This window comes from Aureispira anguillae, assembly GCF_026000115.1.
GTDB classification, from domain to species: domain Bacteria; phylum Bacteroidota; class Bacteroidia; order Chitinophagales; family Saprospiraceae; genus Aureispira; species Aureispira anguillae.
This window is the reverse complement of the sequence record NZ_AP026867.1, coordinates 1,370,346-1,390,402: the sequence shown is the minus strand read 5'-3', so window position 1 is coordinate 1,390,402 and position 20,057 is coordinate 1,370,346. Positions and strand designations below refer to the sequence as shown.

Below are 20,057 nucleotides of genomic sequence, written 5' to 3'. Positions count from 1 at the left end.
GTATTCATTAAAACGTAATGAATACCCCTTATTTTTAACCATTGAAGTGCTAACAATCATTAGTGCGTTGAAAAATTACACCTTTTCTTTTTTGGGCAATAAGTTTCTAAACCAATCTGGCAATTTGGGCAAGCTTGGAAACTCCATCATAGACAAGCCCTTCAAATTATGGGTCTTCATCAGTCGTAAAGTATCGGTCATGTGCGTTGTCATTCCATGATCTTTAGAATGGATAATAGCATGAAGATCTCCTTTGGATTTAGAATCTACAAATTCTTCAAAATGTTCTTTGCCCGACAGTTCAATATACCTAGATTCAACCTCCTTTTTATTCCAAAAAGCATGCATAATCCCCCTTGGTTTAATGATGTAACTTCCAGCAGGAGCGGTAAATCGTAAGCCATCTTTGCCCCCAACTTCAAATTCTAATTCTCCTGTTATAATATAAACCAACTGTGCTTCATATTCATGCGTATGAGGAGCCAACAGTTCATTGGGATAAATGGTGCCTTCCATTACCGAAAAGTCTCCTGCCAAATCTGCTGTACGAGCTTTTATGACCATATCACTTGCCGTTTTTTCACCTTCGCCTGGTAATCTTAATACATCTTTTACTGTTACATTTTCCATTGTTGTTTGTTTATTTGGATTCTTAAAAATGAAGCTGTTAATGTTCTAACCACTTCAATTGTATAACAGTACGAAGATAGGTTGCTTTTTTATATGAGTTTTTAACCTATGGTAAATTCTCTACATTTGTTATTTTTTTCTGATTCGGCTCAAAGACTGCTGTGTAATCCCCAAATAAGAAGCAATGTGTTTTAAAGCGACTCGTTGTGTAATAGAAGGATGTTTTTGGAGCAAATTATTGTATCTAGTTTTTGCATCCCTAAATTGGAGGTCTTTTATTTTTTCTCCTAGTTCGAGCAAAAATTTAGCTAAAATGGTATTCCACAACTGGCTGACTTCAGGAAAAAGTTCATTGATTTTTATAAAACTATCATAAGAACAAGTATGCAGGGTGCAATCTTCCAATACCTCTAAATAATATTCACTTTCGCTTTGTTCTATAAAGCTATTGATTTCGGTGATAAAATCTCCCTCCAACAAAAACCAATGGGTTATATCTTCCCCTTCTTCATTGAGGTAATAAAATCGAAGGGTTCCTTCTTTAATAAAGTATAATTTTCTACAAATTTTGCCTTCTTCCAACAAAATGGTTCCCTTCTTATATACTTCTTTTTGGCTAAAAGATAGAAAAGGCTCTATAAGATGTTCCAACGGTTTGTTCTTTTCTCTCATTAATGATCTGCTCTATTTCTTGTTAATTGGTAAGGTGATATTAATAAATTTGCAAATGGATATGATCGTCATGCCGTACAGCTCTACAGCCATGGTATCTTATTTTTTTGTTCTTCAAATTTAAGCGTTCCCTCAAATGAGGTTCTATAAATATTTTTTCGAGTTGCTTTTCACTCAAAATTGCCTGTATCAATTTCTTAGTTCCTTTTTTGGAAAATTTGAGTGCTTTATTTTTAGTCCCAAAGGTCAGATATTTAGGGTAATCGTATTGAAGATACCCTTCTTTTAGACATTTTCGAATCTGATTGCTTTCTGATTTTTGAGGCATCACAAAAACACCATATCCACTATTGGACTTTTGCCACTTGCTAATCATTCCTTTTTTATCTTCATAAATTAAACTCAGGTCTAGTTTTTTGCCATCGTGATGGCTTAGATGCGGCAGTAAAGGAAAGTGGTTGATAAAGGGAAAATTGGCATCTAAATAATTGATGGGAATTGATGTATGACTTAATTTCTGATCGATACTTTTGAGCAACTCATTTATTGCTGGTCGTACATAATTTCTATTCAGCAAGATGGTCATATAATTAGCAGGCTGTATTCGTTCAGAATGTTGAACGGGCTCTCTTCCAAAAAGAGGCGCTAAAAATGGCGTAAGAACAAAGGTTCCAATACAATACAAGATCAAAAAAGTAAGCAGGGGTTTCCATTTATTGTCCCATTTTACTTTTTTACAAACCCAAATGTTGAATAGATAAACAATTCCTCCGATCTGGGTTAGAAGGGTTAAAAGCCCTATCAGTAAAATTTCCCCAATTATTTGAAGCAGCTTTTTCATTAGTGAGTCTTAGGTTTTGTAACAATTACAAGCTATTTGTTCGATGTTTTTGACGTAGAACAGCATTGGTTACAAAATACAAAAATCCTACAAGAATAGAATACACTGTTATCATTTGTGCAACCTCAAACAGATCGATGGTGGAAGGGTAATAAGTCCAAGTGGAGGGAAGTAAATCTTGGTTGCTGGTTGATGGAGGCGGAGAATAGGTATAAATAATCTTCCATCTTTCGATGATGACATCTTTCCAATGGTACATTTCTGTGAACGCACTAATATTTAAAAGCATTGCCACAAGCATAGAAAAATAGCCATTTTTTCTAATTTTTTTCACCCAAAAGGCTTGGATTAAAAACTCGATAAACAGCCAACTCAATAGCAGCCAAACCGTAGAAAATGACAGGCTCATTGTTCTATAATAAAAAGCCAACATTTCATACAAATGTCCTTCTTGCTGAAGGACATACAATTCATAGCCCCAATAGATTACGCTCATCCAAGCAATAAGGGCAATAAGGATGTTATTGGCTTCTAATACTTCAAATGGAGAAGATTTTGTGCACATTCTTCTTACAAAAAGGGCAATAATTGTCCAAAGAAAAAAAGCAATATAAACCTCCTCCATTTTGTTTGAATTTTTGTTCGTTTTACTTTATCCGAAAACTATCTAGAATTTTTTCACCAGCAATTTGAAACTCCTCAAATGTATCATCGCCACAAGTAAGCGTAAGAATATAAGCCTTTTCATCAACCATCCAATAATATTGTTCAAATTTCAACTTTAAGATTCCCTGTTTACCAGTATAAATAATCTTATGAAAAGTGCCATTGGAAGCATTTATTCGTTTGCTCAATTCAATGTTTCCATCCGTAATTAATGTCTTTACTTGTTTTTCTGACAATTCAACAAATTCGTCTAGATTAATGTCCATTCCTCCTAAATCCTGAATCATTAAATTAACATTTTCACTAAAACTGTCTTCGCTAGAGGTTATTGGACTAAACAAAATCAATGAAGTGCCCATTGTTCCTGATTTGTCAATTTTCCATTCCTTAGGATATTCTATGTAATAGGACGCATTTTCATCAATTACCCAGTTTTTATTTTTTTTAGGCGGTTGGTTCACCTGTCTTTCTTGACCAAAAGAACATTGTAAGCTGCTTATTAACAAAATTGCCAAGAGGATTATTTTTTTCATTTGATTGGAGTATTTATTGTGAACGATTACTTATGATCAGATATTTTACGCTTAAACCATTCCATGAGTTGCTGTTGCTCCTCTGAAAACCATTCTTGCGGCTCCCAATAAATCTCTAGAGATTCGTGCATGGGTTTATAAGCAGAAAAATCATGCTGAGCGAATACCCCAGCAATCGTTTCAAAACAATTAGCTATTAAGGTTTCAACCGTAAGGTTTTCAGCAAAATAAATCGCTCCATAATTCAGCAAAAAAGCGGTCCAATCATAAATCAAATTCCGTTGTCCCTGCCTATTCGCTTCAAGAATTAGTTGTTTCCCCAATTCATAGGGGTCCATTTTTGTTAGAATGGGTCGATTATTGCCCCAAATGGGAGAATCACAATCGATATAAACCTTAGCCGTCTTTTGATCCCAATAGGCAACTACAGGATTGGTTTCGCTCCAAGACTCTGCTAAGTTCTCATACAAAAACGCAAAACGGTTCTCTTTTAGTTCCTCCAAGTACCTTTTTTGTTGTTCATAATTGGGATAAGCTGTCCGCTCAATTGCTTTGGTATATCCATTTTTAAGCAGCAAATCCATCAATCTAAAATGCGTAAAGGAGCAATCAAATAAGCCCTGTATCTCGTATAAATTCCAAATTAAGTTTACTTTATCCGTTTTTACGGCTGTTTGATCCACCAAACGAATACTAGCTTCGATCAGTGCTTCTATTTCCCACATTGACATAGTTCGGTATTTTAAAATGGTGATTTTCTATTCCAGTAAAAATTTTAATGCTTCAGCTGTTTTACTCGGTATAAATTCAATCAGTTCATAATCCGCTAAATCGTGTATCTTAAATGGATCTTTTGCTAGAATGTTTAACAACTCTTGTTGATCTGAAAGTTTGGATAGAATGATCCCGCCTGTTCTAGGGACTTTTTTTCCCGATGCGTGAAAATTGCCTAGCCGATATTGCTCGTTCAGGTATTCAATATGTTGTTCTAAATGTTGATCGACCAGTTCTAAAGAAACTTTATAAGTTATGGATATGATGTGCATCTTGTTTATTATTTCTATGATTTATTGGTTAAGAATTGCTTGTTGTAATTAACGTTTACACCCCTACTAATTTACTCCTTTTTAGTCCAATAATCAAGAGATAATTCTTTTAGTTTTTTAATCGTAAGCGTTTTTAATGCTTCATCAAACAACCTATAATCACTACATTCTAAAATTAATGTTCCCCCTTCAAAAGGAGTACTTGGTACAGGCTCACAATTGGTGTGAACCAGCAACCGTTTTTGTGGGTCAATCTATTTCTATAACCTAATCATAACGAGCCCTTCCATCAACCTATAAAAGTTAAAATAGCTTGCTCTTTTTGTGCTGCGGCTAAATAAAAGCTTCTCAATTCTTCAAAATATTCTATAAGATACGTTCTTTCTTCCTCCCCATCCCTTTCCCAGTTTCCAGGGTAAACGCCTATTGCATCCATTTTTAGTGGATCAAAGTTATTCTTTAAATCCTCTAAGTTGATCGCTGAAAGTTCTTTAGCATATATGCTAACTTCATCCTTTGTTAAATAATGAGCAGGTCCATATCCTAAATCCTGTTCTTCATCAATAAAATTACAACTAAAAAAAATTCGATTAGAGGGGTGACTATCGTTATAGGTTCCTCCTGTGAGTAAAAACAATATCCCTCCCCAGCTTTTATCTATGTTGATTTGGTTAGCATTTTCATCATCATTATCAAGAAAATCTTCAAGAAGACTAGGATCGTTCAAAAAAGAATCTAATTCATGTTGGTTGATTCGAATTAGATTTAACGTCATTCCCATGTGTTAAGTATTGGTTTAGGTTAAAGTATTTATTCCATTGTCAAAGGGCATCTAACTAGCCCTTTACTAATCCCTCTAGCCAAGCCCTCAATTTGCCCTTTTTTACCATCCTTTTGTATTTTTCCATCGTTCTTAACTTCACTTTTGGATGAATTGTATCATAAGCATTAAGCATAGCTTCTATACCTTTGAGGTATAAATCCACTTCGCTAAGTTCTTCTTTCGTTTGCATTAAAGCCTTAGCCTCACCAAAAATAAATCGCCCCATTAAGATAGCCGCATACTTTGCATCTTCCTCCATTAGTGGCTGAATAATATCTTGCACCAAAGGTGGGTGTAGATCAGGATGTCCTGAAAGCCAAGTCATAACAAACTTCTGAGCAGGTCTTCTGATACTAGAATTTTGATCGCTAATGGGCGTATTTTCGAGCCAGATAATCGTTTCGAGCACTTGCGCTCGATAGGAAGCATAATCTTCCTTCTTTTCAAGTTGGTAAGATGTAGGAATATTGGGTGCATCCTGTGCGTTGGCAATTTGAAAAGCAAGCAAAATAATAAAAAGGGTATTAAATATAGTTTTCATAGTTTTTTGTACTAAAGTTGTTGTAATCTTTATTTTCTCCCCCTAACTAAGTTAGTTTAAACCTAATAGGCAAGTTATACTTTACTCTAACCGCTTTTCCCTTTTGTTTTCCAGGGTTCCAAGGAGGCAAATTGTTCACTATTTTTAGGCATTCTTTTTCAATACTTTCGCAGATACCCGATATCGTATAGACATCTCTAATACGACCATCTTCCATAACTGTAAAACAAATAACAGCTTTGCCTTCGGCAGCATTTTCTCTTGCAAAAGCAGGATAACTTATCGTATTATAAATATATTTTAACAACAACTGATCAGAGGTCTTTTTTCGCTCTTTGGGGTCTTCTATATGCGCACATTCTCTCAGATAAGGCATTTCTTCTACAATCGCAAATATAGTCCCATCTTGATACTCTTCCTTCTCTTTTATTTGGGTTTGCTGAAAAATAGTATCTGCTTTATAAATTCCCTCATTAATCACATTCCCCAAGCTATCATATTCTACAAAAGCTCCTTCTTTCACGTCATCTACCCAAGTTATTTCATTTAATATGTTTCCTTCTGAATCATAATTTTTCCATTTTCCTTGAAGTTCACCATCCTTGTATTTTCCTTCTGAAGTTACCAGCCCTTTTCTATGCGAATAGAATTTCCATCCCCCATCTCGAAGATTATTTTTGTAAGCTCCTGCCTCCTTTTTATTTCCATTATCAAACCAAGTCTGATAAGCCCCATGTTTAATGTCTTTGTTATTACTTTTATAAGTAATTAATGAGGTGATTTGTTTTTTTTCGGGATAAAATAGCCTAATAATATATTCATCTGTGTTTCGCTTAGAGATAAGCCCTTGATACCATGCATAGATTTTAGTTTCTCCTTGCGCTAGGTAATGATCATAAGTATTCTTGTAAGGGTTATCGTTCGATTGGGATGTTGTTTTATGGGTAGAACAACTTAAGACAAGTAACAATAAACTACTAAGTAGCAGTAATGGTTTCATGGTTTGGTAGATTTAGTGGATTTCTCCAAGGGATAAGCTTGGAGCAATAAAAAGGTTTAGCCTCAAATGTAGTATTTTTTCAACTAGAATTCAATTATAATTTAGGCTATATTTTATTCTACCCAATCCCAATTGAGAAGGATTAATTACAAATTACCGCCTTTCCCTTTTTATCTTTACATTTTTCGGAAACAAGCCGATCATTCTTCCAAAGTTGCTCTTTCCATACCTCATTATTACCTTCGTATATTTTCCATCGTCCCTCCCTTTTATCCGCCTTAAAATTTGCATCAATGCAAAGCGAAGCATCATGAACATCACAAATTTTCCAAGGACCAGACCTTTTATCTTCTATCATTTTTCCCACTGCTACCAAACGACCTTTTTCATTGTACCATTTCATCAATCCGTTTGCCGTTCCATTTTCATACGTCCCCTCTAAAGATAATTCGCCATTTTTCCACCATTCTCTATGCAATCCCTCTTTCTTTCCATCCTTATAAACGCCTTCACTTCTCAAACGACCTTTTTCATAGAATTCTCTCCAAACTCCCTCCTTTTTTCCATTCTTATATTGATTAAGAATTAGGCTATCCATTGCTGAGTTGACAACAATCGGCAGGGCAACATCCCACTTAGAAGGCTCCTTTTTAGCTTCAGCAGTTACAGTTTTTATATTATCATCTTGTTGTTGAGGCTGCTTATGCTGCGTATCACAAGCCAATAATAGACACACAATTATGAAATTCATTAATACAAAAACGTAATAGTTGATGGTTAATTTTTTCATGTTGATTTTTTAGCGGTTACAAATATTAGTGTGAAGCCTTACATTTTCTAATTTTAGCCAAGTCGCATGCCCAAATTCCTTAGGCGAAAACTTAAAAATCACAACAGATTTTTTTTTCTGTTCACAATAATACTGCTCAACTAGAACATTTAATATCAAGTTTTTTTGGGTAGAAAAAACATCAAAAATTTTGACCTTTCCCACATACCTAGAAATATGGTTGGACGTTCCTTTTTTAAGAAACAAAGCAGTTGTTTTGGGCAATACCCTCTCTTTATCTTTATTAACCACGCTCATTAAACCATCAAAATACAACTGTAAATTGGCTTCCAATTTTTTCTCTGTTAATTCTTCCTTAAGGTCTATGTCCCAAGCAAAGACATAAGACCAAAAATTGGGATGGTCTGCGTCTCCCCAGCCCTTTGGAAACTTGGCTTCTTCTATTCCTTGATAATTAATTTCTTGTGCAAAATGTATTGGAAATTTGAACAGTTCTTTGCCCCAAGTACTGTCTGTTTCCAACAAGTCTAAAGGCACCTGTTCTTGTCCCAATAAGAAAATCGATTGTATCATAAATAATATAATTATACCTTTCTTTTTCATCCTTTTTTTGTTTATTTATAATAATAATAATCATATAAATTAGCAGTGTAACAATAAATAGTTACTCCTATAAAATAGTCCTTCCAAACTATACAAAAAATCAGGATATTCGATTATTTCGGAATCGATTAACAACTCAATAACAAGTACTCCCATCGCTGCTTATCCAATCATTTACCGCTCAGAAACAACTCATTTTTTTCTGATAAATATAATTTAGTGTATTTGTATAGTCCCAATTATATCTATATAATAATAAAACATCATTCGTTCACCTTAGACCAACTATGATATAAAGTTGTAGTCTACCAACCCCTACTTACTTTGAGAGAAAAATATATAATTCTATTGACCTGCCTACTTTATGGTAATTTACTAATTGGACAAAACTGGCAACCAATTTCTACCACAGCAATTACTAGCTATAAAAGTAGCCCAAGCACTAGTGATTCCGTTCTTATTTATGGAGTCCCTAATTTTTCTGAGATTGTGATGAAACAATCCATCCAATCCCTGTATATTGATTCTACAATAAACAATCAATATTATTTCAACCGCCAACAAAACTATCATCCTCAAACGCTCTACAATGGAACCCTTAAGGCTAAGATGCATTTTCTAAATGAAAAGATGATCGAAGTTAGCCCAGGGCTTTATCATTTTTATAGCCCAGATAGTTTTCAGACAGGTTACTACACCTATCAAAATACGCCAGATAGCTTTGTCATTAACACCTTAGCTAATGTCAATGAAAGCTGGATTTATAAACTCAATCAGCCCGATATAGCAACCGTTGTAGCTGCTGACGAAGAATATATATTTGGCGTTTTAGATTCCATCAAAATAATCACGGTAAATACGGGCGACAGCATTGTATTGTCTAAAAATTATGGCATTATTCATTTTTCTGATGCAGGACAAAGCTCCTATCAACTTGCAGGAATAGAAACGGCTCCAACTCAAAATTACGGCTTAAAAATGCCCAATACTTACGATGTCTATGATTTTGAAGTAGGCAATGTATTTAATTATATATCTAGCTACAATTTTGGTGGTCCAGGAGGAGCTGGCAATAGCAATGTTAATACGGTTCTCTATAGATATGACATTATGACCAAACAAGTTACAGCGACAGGTTTTAGCTATTCTGTCGATTATAATTTTATAGAAACGCACAACTATGACAGTGATACCGTCACTGGTTCGGGAAATACTACTTGGGTCTTCGATTACGCTATTGGAGGAGGAACAGATTTTACCAAACAAGCTTTTGAGTTTACAAATTCAACCACCAATTCAGCCATTATGCTTGGAGGCTGCGGACAGTATCAAGATTCATCAGGACGACAGTATGAAACTTATTTTTATCGAGGATATTTTGATGGTTTTCACAAATCTGTCCTTTCTCCCCATCTTGGAGAAATTTATAATTATGACTCTCAATCGGGCTTAGGAAACTCAATATTCAGCAGCAAAAAATTAACGGGCTATTATATCGATGGTGTTCTAGCAGGAGATACCATTCCCAAGGCAGTTTATAATTCCATCCATCCCCTACAAAATGCTGAACTTGCTCTTGAAATCACCCCAAATCCAGCCCACGATATTGTACAACTAACCATCACAGATCATGTTCATACAAATGAAGCAATTCATGTTCAGGTTTTGAATGTACAAGGAAAACCATTAAAGAAACAGTTCCATACCGATCACGATGCCCTAACAGTAGACGTTAGCGATCTGCCTAGTGGTGTCTATCTCTTAAAAGTGGAAGTTGCACATTTTAAAGCAATTCGGAAAATTGTTGTTGCTCATTAAAAATAGAGAAGGGAGTTAGCTAAGACTACTCCCTTTTTTAGCTTAAGCAAAACTAAAGATAAGGCATAAAATCAACAAGCCTGTTCCAGTTGTTGTTATTAAATCTGCCCAAGCCTTTTGAGGGATTGTTGTTTTCAGTTCTTTAGATTCTACGGTATAACTCCTAAAAATCCAATCGCATATTTCTTTGTTTTTAGATTTTTCAAAAACAGCAATGGGTAATGAAGCGCTATCTTTTATACAAATCCAATCTTTATCGTGGTAAACAGTAATATTTTTAATGATTTTATTCTTCCGAATTAGCACTAAATTATAGTCGTGAATGGCTATCTTTTTGTTAGAAAACAAACTCACTTGAATAGCGTAGGTAAAAAAATACATCGAACTAAAAATTCCTAAAAATAAAAGACAAAATACAATATTTTCAGGTTTTATTATGGTTCCAAATATTCCTAACGCAACTAAAAGGACAAAATACATCGCCAAATACCTTCCCCCAAAAAAGGCTCTTGCAAATTGTATTTCTTTCTCCTCTTGAATGCTCTTGCCATCGTCTAATAACATCATATTACTTGCTATTTCTTTTGGAACAATCGAGTCACATAACCAGGGCGAACAGGCCCCAAATCAGGATAAGTAAATCCTTTTTTAATCATAATCAACTGATTGGGAACCACTAAAAACACATAAGGATGTTCTGCAACAATTAACTGTTGAATTTCAAGGTACAACTCCTTTCTTTTGTTTTCGTCCAACGTAACCGAAATTTCATCAATAATGCGATCGGTCTTAGGAGTACCAAAGCCTACCCTGTTTCCTCCATTTTTGGTATCCGCAGAAGTATGCCAAACATTTTTCAGGTCATCCGAGCCAGGCGTATTTACCCAAGCAAGGGCAATCACTTCATAGTTTCTAGCATTGGCATTAGCGAGTAAAGTCGCAAAATCAATGGGATACAAGTCCATTTTAATTCCAATTTGAGCCAAATCTTCCTTAAGCATTTCACCAATCGCTTTGCGCACTAAATTTCCTTTGTTGTAATTATATTTCAAACGCAATTTCACCAATTTACCATCGATTCGTTTGTCCAAAACATCGTCCCCATCGGTATCTTTCCAACCTGCCTTAGTCAATAGACTTTGGGCTTTTTTTAGGTCAAAGTCTGTCCCCTTTTCCTTAATATCATAATAGGTTCTATGTGGAGAAATTGGAGTATTCACCTTCATTGCTGCACCGCCAAAAAATTCTTGAACAATACGTTCTCGATTAACAGCACAAGCAATTGCCTCTCGCACCCGTTTATCCGATAATTTAGGACTTTGAGCATTTAAAGCCAGATAGTGATAAGCAAATTGCGAGGGTTCATGAAAATCAACTAGTTTTGTATATTCTTCTTTTTTTTGAGCATCATAAAATCGCTGTGGGGGAACATTTCTAACAATATCCAGCTCTCCATCCCTCATTTTAGAAAGCACCCAGCCCATTCCAGGCATGATGTGATAGACGATTTTAGTTGGATAAGCTTTTAAATAAAGATTGTCAGCGACCTTATCTCCCCACCAATCTTTTTTTCGTTCTAAAGTAATGCTTCCTCCTGCATCCCACTCTGCCAATTGATAAGGCCCACAGCCCTTCACAAATGCTATTTCACTAGCATATTTAGCAGAATTAAAATCATCCGCAAATTCTTTGAGCGCATCACTATATTCTTTTTTGGCATCCATCAAATCAGCTATGCTAATACTACGCATGGTTTGACTAGGATCATAAATATACTCTGGTAGAATATGTAGTAAATTACCACTCAACGATTCTGCCGTAAAAAACACCTTTTTTGAATAAATTGTAAATTTTTTGGGATTCGCAGCATCTACGACCACATCATCAATAAACTCTAGACTCAGCCGTCTTCCCGCACTTTCAACATTTCGATGTTTAACCACTTTAATAGTAAACAAATAATCATTTCCAGTAACGGGCATTCCATTATCCCAAGTTGCTGCGGGATGGATCTCATAAGTTAAAGCCATGCCTCCTTTGTACTTGCCTGTCTTAGGGGTTTCGATAAGCGGACGCTTCAGGGCTAAAGCAGGCTCCAGTTGAAAAGTTTCTCGATTAAACTCTAATAGCCGACAGAAAATATTGTCTTCTATGTTTTCGGCATTTGCGGCCTTAGAAGTGAGGGGATTTAAGCCATCTGGGTCGCTTATTTCGTGTACATTTATTGTAAACTCCTTTTGTCCTAGGACAGGGGAACAAAACAAAGCAACCAAAAGGATTATTACGTATTGCATGCAAGTAAAATTTTAAGGTTAAAAAATTATGGAACTTTCTTTATCGTCTCTTAATTGGGGAGTTCTAAAACAAATACAAGACCAAGCTTTAGTGCAATTGGATTGCTGGGCTATAATTGTTGATTACTGTCATCTGATCTTCCTCCCAAAAGATCAAGTAGTTAGTTAATCACCAAATCAACACCAATACAGGGTACCAAGTATACTAAACTAATAAAAAAAATTAAATGCAGGCTTTCGATCAAAAAAAAACTGCTTAGGTAATCAATACCTAAGCAGCTTATAAACCATTTATTTGTAAGATGGTTATTTTTATTTCTTCTCAATTCCTAGTGCTTTTAAGCCGTTTTCTGTGGCAATTTTCACTAAGTTATCAATATCATAATAATGACAAGCCTCCAACATTACACGCATTTCTGTCCACAAATCTGCATCTGAAAATGGTTTGTAAATATCACAAATATTGTCCGTACCAAATGCAACTGTCAAACCAGCAGGCACCATTTCATCAACTGGAGTAATCGAGTTGTGACTTACCTGCAAACGCTCTGTACGATTGTGGTCAATCCATGCTGTTGGACAAGAGATAATGTGCATATCTGCCTCACGACACAAATCGTATACCTCGTGGCGGTACTTTTTAGGATGTGCTGCCAATGAAATACAGTGAATAGCAGACACCTTTCCTTGCATACCATGTTCAATGGTCTTGCGAGCCAATTGTTCGGTTTCTTTTTCTTCGTCTGTATTAAATTGATCCACATGAACGTGTACCAATTTACCATTTTCTTTGGCAGAAGACATCAAAATATCCAAATGTTCTTCTTCACGACCAAAATCCTTAGCTGGCAAACCTCCAACAATATCAACGAAGTCTAAAGACATATCAAACCAGTAACGTGCCTTAGGATCAATAACACCTTTTAGTACTTGGCAAGCAAAACGCATTTCGATGTCTTTGCCATAGGTATCACGCAATTTTTGAGCAGCTTTGATTGCTTTGTCCTCAATTTTTTCATCCACATCAATGAATGTTCCCATTGCTTGCGTTCCTTGCTCCAACAAAACTTCAGTAGCCTTACACATACGTCTGTAGATGTCATCCACAGTTGCTGCCTTCTTCATTTCATCTACCAAATGCCACTTCTCTTTTAGGTAAGAGTATGAATAGTTAAAGTTATCTTCATTTAGCGTATAGGCTCTATCTAGATGTGCATGTGTGTTTACCCAACCACCATTTGCCTTTATTTTGTCAAGAATTAACTGTTTCGGATCCATTGTCTATATATTATGTATATGCAATTTTATAAATGAATTTTATTATTCCCCATTGGATTTTAATAATGGCGCAAAGTTAAAATTTTGTTTCGTAAAAGCATGAAATAACACTAGAGAAATAAATAATATTTTGCTCAATTGTTCAGTTGATTTATTTCACTTTTGCTTAAGAAACGTCTACTCTACCCCACGATTTTTAGCGCTTATTCTAAGCGTCCTTAGTTCTTTACATCAAACTAGGCAAGTGGTGTCTAAGCACCTCTAATTTTAGCCAAAACCATCGGGTAGAGTAGTGATTGTTGCCAATCTAACAAGTAAGTATTTAAACGATAGCTTTTCTATCCTTTTAATAGGTGCTCCAACGCAGCATCTATTTTATCAAAAGAAAACTCAGCCATAACTGCCTGCATCATCTCTTGAATTTTGTCGTTGCACAAGTTGCCCATACTTCCCTCGTGACTGTGTTGCAAGTCCATAATAGGCTCAAAGTTTCCAGCTTCTATATCTAGCCCTACTTGCTTATAAGCATCTCTAAATGAGGTACCATTTAGCACCATGTTATTGACAACATCTACACTGAAAATATATTTGTACTTCTCTTCATTAATAGCACTGTCATTGACAATGATGTTTTCTAACATATATTTTGAGATGTACAAGCAACTTTTCATATTCTCAAATACAGGCAAGAAACTTTCTTTGATAATTTGCAAATCTCTATGATAACCTGAAGCCAAGTTGGTTGTAATCATTGAAATTTCGATCGGCAATGCCATCATTTTGTTGCATCTAGCACGGATCAACTCAAATACATCAGGGTTCTTTTTGTGTGGCATAATGCTAGAACCTGTGGTAAGATGATCAGGGAATTTTACAAAAGAGAAATTTTGGCTGTTGTACAAACAAACATCTTGTGCCAATTTGCTCAATGTTGCAGCAACTGAAGATAACGCTTGTGCCACAGAACGCTCGGTCTTACCACGCCCCATTTGTGCATAAACAACATTGTAATTCAAATCATCAAACCCTAACAACTCTGTTGTCATTGTTCTGTTTAATGGGAAAGAAGAACCATAACCAGCCGCCGAGCCCAATGGATTTTTATTGGTAATGCGAAACGCAGCCAATAAACTGTGCAAGTCATCTACCAAACTTTCTGCATAAGCACCAAACCACAATCCAAAAGAAGAAGGCATGGCTACCTGATAATGGGTATAACCAGGTAATTTAACATCTTTATATTGATTGCTCAATTTTATTAATTGCTCAAATAAAGGAACAATTAATTCCACTACCTCACGCAATTCGGTACGGGTAAATAATTTGAGGTCTACCAAAACTTGATCGTTTCTAGAACGACCACTGTGGATTTTTTTGCCAACCTCTCCCAAACGTTGCGTCAAGATCAATTCTACTTGAGAATGTACATCTTCTACCCCATCCTCGATTTCAAAATTTCCAGCTAAAACCTCGCTGTGAATCGTTCTAAGTTCTGCAACCAAAACTTTGAGTTCTTCGCTTGTCAACAAGCCAATACTTTCTAACATAGTAATATGCGCCAAAGTACCTGTGATGTCGTGTTCTGCCAACAAGACATCCAATTCACGGTCTTTTCCTACGGTAAAACGTTCAATTTCTTTGTTAATAGCTCCTTCTTTTTGCCAAAGTTTCATGCCTATTAAGTTTATCTTTTTTGAATAAGGTTCGAAATTGAGCGCAAAGCTAAACTATTAAGTTCAAATAACCAAACTCCTAAATTTGAAGATTTATTTTTTTTATGCGTTATAATAAGTAACGAAGCAAAACAAATGCTTCTAAGTTAAACTCAACAGTGTTTTTTGTCGATTCCTGAACATACCCTATATCTATCGCCACCAATACGATAACAACGGCTAAACAAAAAACAGGCTGAATTAAGAGTAAAAAAAACAACATTCATACAACACTGATTATCAAAACAATCGCAAATTAGTAAATTCTTAATCCTTATTTATCTTCATTGAATGCCTATTATTAGCACAAAATAAACTACTTTTAAACCATGAGTTTTTCTTCAGAAGAAATAGAACAATTAAAAAGCCTACTCCTATCCAACCATGAGGCCAACCAACGAATTGCATTAGGACTTCTAAAAAATACCCCTAATCAGGTTTCCGCTTTAGCAATACCTCTATGTATTGTTGCCTACCTATCCAATGAATCTAGGAGAGAAGTAGAAGGCTGGGCACATGATTTATTAATCACCAATCTTCCTAAAAAAACGATTGTTCGACTTCAAGATCAAATTATTATCCTTAATTATGCCCAGTACAAATTTAAGGTCATTGAAGGCTGGAATACCTACCAAAATCCATTGCGTAGGTTTTTGACATTGCACGAAAATGCGATCGATTCTTACCTTCCTTTGTTCCAATTAAATCCTGAGCCTTATGCTAAAATCTATACCTTATTAGCCAATCGAATCAAAAAAGAATGGAATAATTATCACAAAGCACTTTTTTTCTACGAAAAGGCAATGCAACTGGATTCCAATAATACACAAGCTCATTTTGGTTTTGCCATGATTGTACACGCTCATTATATCAAGAAAGGACAACGACTAGGAGATGCCGATCGGGTATTGGATTATTACATAAGCGCTTATCAATCGCCCAAAAATATTATTTCTTATAGAAATGCTGCTGCTTTGTGCCAAGATATTAAGGATGTAGAACGAGCTGCTTATTATTATCAAGAAGGTCTAAAACGTTGCCCTAAGGATACGGTTTTGCTGAACAACTATGCCAACTTGCTGATGAAAGAAATGGGCGACTACGAAGAGGCTCGCTTTTTTGCCCAAAAAGGATTGTCTATCAGCCCTCATGATCCCTGTTTGCTCGATACCATGGCACACATTGAGTTTCAAGGCTTCCAAGATTACAAACAGGCTAAAATTCTTTTTGAAAAAGTGATAAAAAAAGGGCAAGAGCACCACTATTCTTATACGGGATTGGGCGATTTGTACGTTGCCTTGGGCAATTATGATAAGGCTGAGAAATACTATCTAAAGGGCTTGCACAATGGTCTGCAATATACCTCTAGAGAAATTCCTGAGGTGATTGAGAAGTTAGAAAAAATGATTCTATTTTATTCTAAATATAGAGTAAACCTCGCTAAGTCGGATTATTATGGTCAAAAACTGGCTCGTATTAGAAGCAAACATTAATATCTAAACAAAAAAAAGCAGTAGCCATTCCATAGAACAACTACTGCTTTTATAAAAGACGCTGTCAATTAGCCAACGATCTCCAATAACTCCAAGTCAAAAATCAAAGTAGCATTTCCAGGAATATCGTTTCCTGCACCTCTAGCACCATACCCCAAGTTAGAAGGAATGTACAATCTCCACTTAGATCCTACAGGCATGATTTGTAGAGCTTCTTGCCATCCTTGAATCAATCCATTAACAGGGAAAGTAGCAGGCTCACCTCTTTTGTAAGAAGAATCAAAGATTTTTCCTGACAACAATTTACCTTCGTAATGTGCAACTACTTTTTCGTGAATTTGAGGAACTTTTCCTGTTCCTTCTGTCAAAATTTCGTATTGCAAACCACTTGGGCGGCTAACGATACCTTCACGCTCTGCATTTTCAGCCAAAAAAGTAGCTTCAATCTCTTGAGCTTTCATTGCCAATTTAGCAGCAGATTCTTGCAAGAATTTTTGAGCTGTAAAATTAGCTTCTTTCTCTGTCATCTCCAATTCACCACCTTTTAATACATCAACAAGACCTTTTGCCATTGCATCAAAATCTAAACCATCTACATCTACTTGTCCAGCTAAGTTATTTGCTAACAAGACACCCATGCTATAACTTTCTTCTCTCATTTTATCGTTCGTTTTTATTAAATTTTTTAAATTGCAAATGCTATTTTAAGCCACAAAGGTAGAAATATTAATCAAAAATAAAGCACCTAAGTAACTAAAACCTTAATTAATTTTGATTAATTCTACTTCAAAAATTAGCGTAGACCCTGCTGGTATTTTTGCGCCCATTGCTCGATTTCCATACGCCAAATTGGAAGGAATAAAAAATCTGTATTTACTGCCAACAGACATCAAGGGAATTCCTTCTTGCCAACCTTTAATCACGCCATTCAAAGGAAAAGTAGCAGGCTCGCCTCGTTCTACAGAACTATCAAAAACAGATCCATTAATCAACGTTCCATGATAATGCGTTGTTACCTTATCTTGAAGGGTTGCTTTTTCTCCATCTCCTTCTTCCAATACAATATATTGCATTCCATTTTCCATTTGAACCACTCCTTCTTTTTTAGCATTTTCTGCCATAAACTGCTTACCCGCTTCAATATTAGCAACTGCCGCCTCATTTTGTTTTGCTTCCATTGCCGCTTTTGCTTCTTGTTGTTTGGGTTCAAAATAAGCACGCAATGAGCTGTTCATGTCTTCATCTGAAAATTTAGATTCCTCTCCTTTCAGTGCTGTAGAATAGCCCAAACCAATTGCATTAAAATCAAAATCAGTAGCTAAGGCACCAATTTGACTAGCAATTCCAGCCGCAGAAGAAAAACCAATACCAAAGGCAATACGTTTAGCCACCTCAGCATCTTTGGTTGCTTCCCCTTTCTCCATTCTAGCTTTTAGCATCGTTTCTATCGCAACAATATCTTGTTGAGTGGCATCAAAACCTTTGGAAAAACCTTGTAAAAATTGATTGGGATCTTTTTCATTGGCTTCAAAATTGATCCTTTCTAAGCTTTTCCCAATCATAAAACCATAGGAATAACTCATTTTAGATTTTACATTGGCATTCGGATCTTCTTTTAGAATTTCCAATAACTCCACATCAAAAATTAAAACAGCGTTAGGGGGAATTGAAGCAGGGCTATTTTCGCCATAGCCCAATTCAGCAGGAACAAACAAGCGATAACGACTACCGACAGACATCAAGGGAATTCCTTCTTGCCAACCTTTGATCACTGAATTTAGCGGAAACGTTGCAGGTTCTCCTCTTTCTATGGAACTATCAAATACTTTTCCGTCCATTAGCGTTCCCGTATAATGTGTTATCACCATACTTGTTGCTGTTGGTTTGGGGCCCGATCCTTCCTTGATTACTTGGTATTGCAAGCCAGAAGCTGTTGTTTTGATCCCTTCTTTTTTAGCATTCTCTGCCAAATACTGTTGACCTAGTTTCAACATTTTTGCCGCTTCTTCCTTCCTTTTGGCTTCCATTTTGAGTTGCAATGCCATTTGTTTTTCTTGGAAATAAGTAGTCAATTTAGTGTTCATTTCTTCCACTTCAAACTTAGGCTTTTTTCCCTTTGTATACTCCATGTATCCCTTTTTGATAAAGCCATAGTGAAAATCAGAACTAGGCAATTCAAGCATGACCATCATATTCGCAATGGCATTATAACCTAGGTGATAAGAAGTTATTTTGCCTTCTTCTTCTGTTTTTGCTGGCTCTCCCCCATTTAGGCGCTTATCCAAATGCGTATTGGTTAAAGACAATTTAGCGGTATCTGCTTTTAAGCCATCCTTTAAGCCTTTTAGAATCTCTTTTGCAATCATTTCATTGGCTTCAAAAGAAGATTTCTCTTTCAAATCTTTAGCAAAACTATAACCATAGGAATAACTAAAATCTTTTACAAGTGCTGCCTTATTAGGCGCTTTGGTTGTTTTTGGGGCTGGATCTGTCTTTGGCTCTTGTGCCAACAAACTTCCCATTACAAAAACCATAAAAAAGCCTATAAGGCCCAGTGTATTTTTCATTTTTTTGTTCTTGTCTTAAAGTTGTTGGCTAAAAAGAGCGAACAACTTTGATGATAATTTATTTAAATCCTAGCAATTCTACCTCAAAAATAAGCATTGCCCCAGGGGGAATAGCTGGAGAAGGAGAACGCATTCCGTACGCCAACTCTTGAGGAATATAAAAACGATATTTTGCCCCAACAGACATCAAGGGAATTCCTTCTTGCCAACCTCTAATCACTCCACTAACGGGAAAAGTAGCGGGTTGTCCTCTTTTGACTGAGCTGTCAAATACAGTTCCATCTGCCAAGGTTCCATGATAATGCGTGGTTACTTTTGAAGATAAAGTTGGTTTGGGCCCCTCGCCTTCTCTCAAAACCTCATATTGCAAACCACTATTGGTTACAATGATGCCTTCTTTTTTGGCGTTCTCTTCCAAAAAAATTTTTCCATCTTCCAATGCCTTTGCTGCTGCAACTTTTTGTTGTTGAGCATTTTTAGCAACAAAAAACCCAATAACAGCGACTAGCACAAGTACAACAACAATAATAAGCGTTTGATTCATATTAATTTTTGGTTGATAATCATTAATACGTTGTAGTTTTCATTAATAATAATCCGTTAACGTTTCATAAAAACCACAGGGTATTAAATGAAGTTGTTTAAAAATGATCTTAACACCTGCGACCCAACCATAGCAGCCATCGGATCGGCAGCTATTTTTAGCCCCGTAGCTTCCAGCTACGAAACAAAAAACGAGCTTTGCCCGAT

General features: G+C 35.9%; 22 protein-coding genes. 2 read left to right on the top strand and 20 right to left on the bottom strand.

The features are described 5' to 3' along the window. Positions 1-75: 75 nt before the first annotated feature. The 13 genes from AsAng_RS05295 to AsAng_RS05235 form a co-directional block, all read right to left on the bottom strand. Positions 76-630 (bottom strand): cupin domain-containing protein, encoded by a 555-nt coding sequence (locus AsAng_RS05295; RefSeq protein ID WP_264791751.1) that lies wholly within the window; start codon positions 628-630, stop codon positions 76-78. A gap of 129 nt (positions 631-759) precedes the next feature. Next, on the bottom strand, positions 760-1,302 hold the full coding sequence (locus AsAng_RS05290) for a Crp/Fnr family transcriptional regulator (protein WP_264791750.1): 543 nt from the start codon (positions 1,300-1,302) through the stop codon (positions 760-762). 40 nt (positions 1,303-1,342) lie between these two features. Beyond that, positions 1,343-2,143 (bottom strand): hypothetical protein, encoded by an 801-nt coding sequence (locus AsAng_RS05285; protein WP_264791749.1) that lies wholly within the window; start codon positions 2,141-2,143, stop codon positions 1,343-1,345. Between the two features lie 25 nt (positions 2,144-2,168). Next, complete coding sequence (locus tag AsAng_RS05280) at positions 2,169-2,768, bottom strand: hypothetical protein (protein ID WP_264791748.1); 600 nt, start codon at positions 2,766-2,768, stop codon at positions 2,169-2,171. Between the two features lie 22 nt (positions 2,769-2,790). Beyond that, on the bottom strand, positions 2,791-3,342 hold the full coding sequence (locus AsAng_RS05275; RefSeq protein ID WP_264791747.1) for a hypothetical protein: 552 nt from the start codon (positions 3,340-3,342) through the stop codon (positions 2,791-2,793). Between the two features lie 26 nt (positions 3,343-3,368). Next, the gene (locus tag AsAng_RS05270; RefSeq protein ID WP_264791746.1) at positions 3,369-4,073 is read right to left on the bottom strand and encodes a hypothetical protein; all 705 of its coding nucleotides are present in this window, start codon (positions 4,071-4,073) and stop codon (positions 3,369-3,371) included. 27 nt (positions 4,074-4,100) lie between these two features. Further along, positions 4,101-4,388 carry a YciI family protein gene (locus tag AsAng_RS05265; protein WP_264791745.1) on the bottom strand — a complete coding sequence of 96 codons (288 nt, stop codon included), beginning with the start codon at positions 4,386-4,388 and terminating at the stop codon, positions 4,101-4,103. A gap of 71 nt (positions 4,389-4,459) precedes the next feature. Beyond that, complete coding sequence (locus tag AsAng_RS05260; RefSeq protein ID WP_264791744.1) at positions 4,460-4,624, bottom strand: hypothetical protein; 165 nt, start codon at positions 4,622-4,624, stop codon at positions 4,460-4,462. Between the two features lie 53 nt (positions 4,625-4,677). Further along, a complete protein-coding gene (locus AsAng_RS05255) occupies positions 4,678-5,163 on the bottom strand; it encodes a YfbM family protein (protein ID WP_264791743.1) in 486 nt (161 codons plus the stop codon). A gap of 61 nt (positions 5,164-5,224) precedes the next feature. Further along, positions 5,225-5,752, bottom strand: a complete 528-nt coding sequence (locus tag AsAng_RS05250) for a hypothetical protein (RefSeq protein ID WP_264791742.1) — start codon at positions 5,750-5,752, stop codon at positions 5,225-5,227. Between the two features lie 46 nt (positions 5,753-5,798). Further along, entirely contained in the window at positions 5,799-6,752 is a 954-nt protein-coding gene (locus tag AsAng_RS05245) for an energy transducer TonB (protein WP_264791741.1), read from the bottom strand. Positions 6,753-6,894: 142 nt separating this feature from the next. Beyond that, positions 6,895-7,542: a toxin-antitoxin system YwqK family antitoxin gene (locus AsAng_RS05240; protein WP_264791740.1), complete on the bottom strand. Its 648-nt coding sequence runs from the start codon at positions 7,540-7,542 to the stop codon at positions 6,895-6,897. A 9-nt stretch (positions 7,543-7,551) separates the two neighbouring features. Continuing rightward, the gene (locus AsAng_RS05235; RefSeq protein ID WP_264791739.1) at positions 7,552-8,145 is read right to left on the bottom strand and encodes a hypothetical protein; all 594 of its coding nucleotides are present in this window, start codon (positions 8,143-8,145) and stop codon (positions 7,552-7,554) included. A 324-nt stretch (positions 8,146-8,469) separates the two neighbouring features. Here AsAng_RS05235 and AsAng_RS05230 point away from each other — a divergent pair, with 324 nt between their 5' ends. Beyond that, positions 8,470-9,963: a T9SS type A sorting domain-containing protein gene (locus AsAng_RS05230; protein WP_264791738.1), complete on the top strand. Its 1,494-nt coding sequence runs from the start codon at positions 8,470-8,472 to the stop codon at positions 9,961-9,963. Positions 9,964-10,005: 42 nt separating this feature from the next. Here AsAng_RS05230 and AsAng_RS05225 read toward each other — a convergent pair whose 3' ends face one another. The 4 genes from AsAng_RS05225 to argH form a co-directional block, all read right to left on the bottom strand. Beyond that, entirely contained in the window at positions 10,006-10,530 is a 525-nt protein-coding gene (locus tag AsAng_RS05225) for a hypothetical protein (protein WP_264791737.1), read from the bottom strand. Positions 10,531-10,538: 8 nt separating this feature from the next. Then, complete coding sequence (locus tag AsAng_RS05220; protein WP_264791736.1) at positions 10,539-12,257, bottom strand: ABC transporter substrate-binding protein; 1,719 nt, start codon at positions 12,255-12,257, stop codon at positions 10,539-10,541. Positions 12,258-12,569: 312 nt separating this feature from the next. After that, complete coding sequence (locus AsAng_RS05215) at positions 12,570-13,535, bottom strand: amidohydrolase family protein (RefSeq protein WP_264791735.1); 966 nt, start codon at positions 13,533-13,535, stop codon at positions 12,570-12,572. Positions 13,536-13,873: 338 nt separating this feature from the next. Further along, positions 13,874-15,214 carry an argininosuccinate lyase gene (gene argH / locus AsAng_RS05210; RefSeq protein ID WP_407655325.1) on the bottom strand — a complete coding sequence of 447 codons (1,341 nt, stop codon included), beginning with the start codon at positions 15,212-15,214 and terminating at the stop codon, positions 13,874-13,876. A gap of 362 nt (positions 15,215-15,576) precedes the next feature. Between argH and AsAng_RS05205 the strand changes: the two genes are divergently transcribed. Continuing rightward, positions 15,577-16,740, top strand: coding sequence for a tetratricopeptide repeat protein (locus tag AsAng_RS05205; protein WP_264791733.1), 1,164 nt, complete (start codon positions 15,577-15,579; stop codon positions 16,738-16,740). A gap of 68 nt (positions 16,741-16,808) precedes the next feature. Here the strand turns inward: AsAng_RS05205 and AsAng_RS05200 are convergent, their stop codons facing one another. From AsAng_RS05200 to AsAng_RS05185, 3 genes are all read right to left on the bottom strand, one after another. Then, on the bottom strand, positions 16,809-17,399 hold the full coding sequence (locus AsAng_RS05200) for an FKBP-type peptidyl-prolyl cis-trans isomerase (RefSeq protein ID WP_264791732.1): 591 nt from the start codon (positions 17,397-17,399) through the stop codon (positions 16,809-16,811). 102 nt (positions 17,400-17,501) lie between these two features. Continuing rightward, positions 17,502-19,307 (bottom strand): FKBP-type peptidyl-prolyl cis-trans isomerase, encoded by a 1,806-nt coding sequence (locus tag AsAng_RS30010; protein WP_407655314.1) that lies wholly within the window; start codon positions 19,305-19,307, stop codon positions 17,502-17,504. Positions 19,308-19,365: 58 nt separating this feature from the next. After that, positions 19,366-19,851, bottom strand: a complete 486-nt coding sequence (locus AsAng_RS05185; protein ID WP_264791731.1) for an FKBP-type peptidyl-prolyl cis-trans isomerase — start codon at positions 19,849-19,851, stop codon at positions 19,366-19,368. Positions 19,852-20,057: the final 206 nt, after the last annotated feature.

Coding starts and splice junctions, on each gene's coding strand:
- AsAng_RS30010 (WP_407655314.1), bottom strand. CDS start 19,307: ATGAAAAATACACTGGGCCTTATAGGCTTTTTTATGGTTTTTGTAATG.
- AsAng_RS05285 (WP_264791749.1), bottom strand. CDS start 2,143: ATGAAAAAGCTGCTTCAAATAATTGGGGAAATTTTACTGATAGGGCTT.
- AsAng_RS05235 (WP_264791739.1), bottom strand. CDS start 8,145: ATGAAAAAGAAAGGTATAATTATATTATTTATGATACAATCGATTTTC.
- AsAng_RS05220 (WP_264791736.1), bottom strand. CDS start 12,257: ATGCAATACGTAATAATCCTTTTGGTTGCTTTGTTTTGTTCCCCTGTC.
- AsAng_RS05215 (WP_264791735.1), bottom strand. CDS start 13,535: ATGGATCCGAAACAGTTAATTCTTGACAAAATAAAGGCAAATGGTGGT.
- AsAng_RS05275 (WP_264791747.1), bottom strand. CDS start 3,342: ATGAAAAAAATAATCCTCTTGGCAATTTTGTTAATAAGCAGCTTACAA.
- AsAng_RS05225 (WP_264791737.1), bottom strand. CDS start 10,530: ATGATGTTATTAGACGATGGCAAGAGCATTCAAGAGGAGAAAGAAATA.
- AsAng_RS05240 (WP_264791740.1), bottom strand. CDS start 7,542: ATGAAAAAATTAACCATCAACTATTACGTTTTTGTATTAATGAATTTC.
- AsAng_RS05255 (WP_264791743.1), bottom strand. CDS start 5,163: ATGACGTTAAATCTAATTCGAATCAACCAACATGAATTAGATTCTTTT.
- AsAng_RS05295 (WP_264791751.1), bottom strand. CDS start 630: ATGGAAAATGTAACAGTAAAAGATGTATTAAGATTACCAGGCGAAGGT.
- AsAng_RS05200 (WP_264791732.1), bottom strand. CDS start 17,399: ATGAGAGAAGAAAGTTATAGCATGGGTGTCTTGTTAGCAAATAACTTA.
- AsAng_RS05250 (WP_264791742.1), bottom strand. CDS start 5,752: ATGAAAACTATATTTAATACCCTTTTTATTATTTTGCTTGCTTTTCAA.
- AsAng_RS05280 (WP_264791748.1), bottom strand. CDS start 2,768: ATGGAGGAGGTTTATATTGCTTTTTTTCTTTGGACAATTATTGCCCTT.
- AsAng_RS05205 (WP_264791733.1), top strand. CDS start 15,577: ATGAGTTTTTCTTCAGAAGAAATAGAACAATTAAAAAGCCTACTCCTA.
- AsAng_RS05185 (WP_264791731.1), bottom strand. CDS start 19,851: ATGAATCAAACGCTTATTATTGTTGTTGTACTTGTGCTAGTCGCTGTT.
- AsAng_RS05265 (WP_264791745.1), bottom strand. CDS start 4,388: ATGCACATCATATCCATAACTTATAAAGTTTCTTTAGAACTGGTCGAT.
- AsAng_RS05290 (WP_264791750.1), bottom strand. CDS start 1,302: ATGAGAGAAAAGAACAAACCGTTGGAACATCTTATAGAGCCTTTTCTA.
- AsAng_RS05245 (WP_264791741.1), bottom strand. CDS start 6,752: ATGAAACCATTACTGCTACTTAGTAGTTTATTGTTACTTGTCTTAAGT.
- AsAng_RS05270 (WP_264791746.1), bottom strand. CDS start 4,073: ATGTCAATGTGGGAAATAGAAGCACTGATCGAAGCTAGTATTCGTTTG.